The 1,721-nt window shown below is 70.7% G+C and carries 2 protein-coding genes; both read left to right on the plus strand.

Annotated features, from left to right (window positions below; translation table 11 throughout):
• Nucleotides 1-166 precede the first annotated feature (166 nt).
• Nucleotides 167-1,228, plus strand: coding sequence for an A/G-specific adenine glycosylase (gene mutY / locus D588_RS0116940; protein WP_017916826.1), 1,062 nt, complete (start codon nucleotides 167-169; stop codon nucleotides 1,226-1,228).
• A gap of 41 nt (nucleotides 1,229-1,269) precedes the next feature.
• Nucleotides 1,270-1,548 carry an oxidative damage protection protein gene (locus tag D588_RS0116945; RefSeq protein ID WP_017912227.1) on the plus strand — a complete coding sequence of 93 codons (279 nt, stop codon included), beginning with the start codon at nucleotides 1,270-1,272 and terminating at the stop codon, nucleotides 1,546-1,548.
• The last annotated feature ends 173 nt before the right edge of the window (nucleotides 1,549-1,721 follow it).

The following is a 1,721-nucleotide window of genomic DNA, read 5'->3' on the forward strand; positions in this document are numbered from 1 at the left end:
CGCCGCCAGCGCGGGCGGGGGCGCGGAGCGGGGGTTGGGGTGAGGGTACGGCGGAGCCCGCCATGCCGGCATGCGCACTACCCAAACCGCACCAGGCTTCGCCCGTACCCTCATCCGCCCCTTCGGGGCACCTTCTCCCGAGGGGAGAAGGAACTCAGATGCCAGCATGCGCCAGCCACCCGACACCTTCCCCGCCCGCCTGCTCGCCTGGTTCGACCGCAACGGGCGGCATGACCTGCCCTGGCAGCATCCGCGCAGTCCGTACCGGGTGTGGCTGTCGGAGATCATGCTGCAGCAGACCCAGGTGGCGGTGGTCATCCCCTACTTCCTGCGCTTCCTGCAGCACTTCCCGACCCTGCCGGCACTGGCCGCCGCCGACAACGACGCGGTGATGGCGCAATGGGCCGGGCTCGGCTACTACGCCCGCGCGCGCAACCTGCACGCCGCCGCCAAGCGCTGCGTGGAACTGCACGGCGGCGAGCTGCCGCGCGATTTCGAGGCCCTGCATGCGCTGCCCGGCATCGGCCGCAGCACCGCCGGCGCGATCCTAAGCCAGGCCTGGAACGACCGCTTCCCGATTCTCGACGGCAACGTCAAGCGCGTGCTGACCCGCTACCACGGCATCGCCGGCTATCCCGGCCTGCCGGCGGTGGAAAAGCCGCTGTGGGCGCTCGCGCACGACCACGTGGCCGCCGTGCCGGACGGGCGCATGGCCGACTACACCCAGGCGCAGATGGATTTCGGCGCCACCCTGTGCACCCGCGCCAACCCGGCCTGCGTGCTGTGCCCGCTGCAGGACGACTGCGTGGCGCGCCGCGACGGCCTGGTCGAGGCGCTGCCCACGCCCAAGCCGGGCAAGACCCTGCCCGAGCGCGAGGCGCTGGCGCTGTTGCTGGAGAACGCCGCCGGCGAATTGCTGCTGCAGCGGCGGCCGCCGACCGGCATCTGGGCCTCGCTGTGGACCCTGCCGCAGGCCGACACCGACAGCGAGCTGCGCGCCTGGTACGCGCGCTGGATGCGCGGGCGCGCCTACGACGACGCCGAAGCGCTGCCGCCGATCGTGCACACCTTCAGCCATTACCGCCTGCACCTGCAGCCACTGCGCCTGCGCAAGGTCGCCATGGGCGATGCGCTGGGCGACAATGACGACCTGCGCTGGGTGGCGCGCGCCGACCTGTCGACGCTGGGCCTGCCCGCACCGATCCGCAAACTGCTCGACGGCCTCTAGCGCGCCAGCGCGCGCCGCCGCACGCACCGCCAGGAATTGCCATGTCCCGCACCGTCTTCTGCCAGTACCAGCAACGCGACGCCGAAGGGCTCGATTACGTGCCCTATCCCGGCGAGCTCGGCAAGCGCGTGTTCGCGCACATCGGCAAGGCCGGCTGGCAGGCCTGGCTGGCGCACCAGACCATGCTGATCAACGAGAACCGGCTGTCGCCGCGCGATCCCAAGCACCGCGCGTTCCTGGAAGCGGAACTGGAAAAGTTCCTGTTCCAGGGCGGCGCCGACAAGCCCGACGGCTACGTGGCGCCCGACCAGGCCTCCTGAGCACCACCGCGTCGTCGCGTCACTCCCACGTACCGACGCTCGGACACCGCCAAGCGCCTGCGTTCGTCGCACCTCACCCGACCTCGTAAGAGCGGCTTCAGCCGTGACAGGGCCTTACAGGTAACACCCGTTGCCGCTGAAGCCGCTTGTGTCAAATAAGGGTCTATCGTTGT

The organism is Xanthomonas sp. SHU 308, from assembly GCF_000364645.1.
GTDB lineage: Bacteria > Pseudomonadota > Gammaproteobacteria > Xanthomonadales > Xanthomonadaceae > Xanthomonas_A > Xanthomonas_A sontii.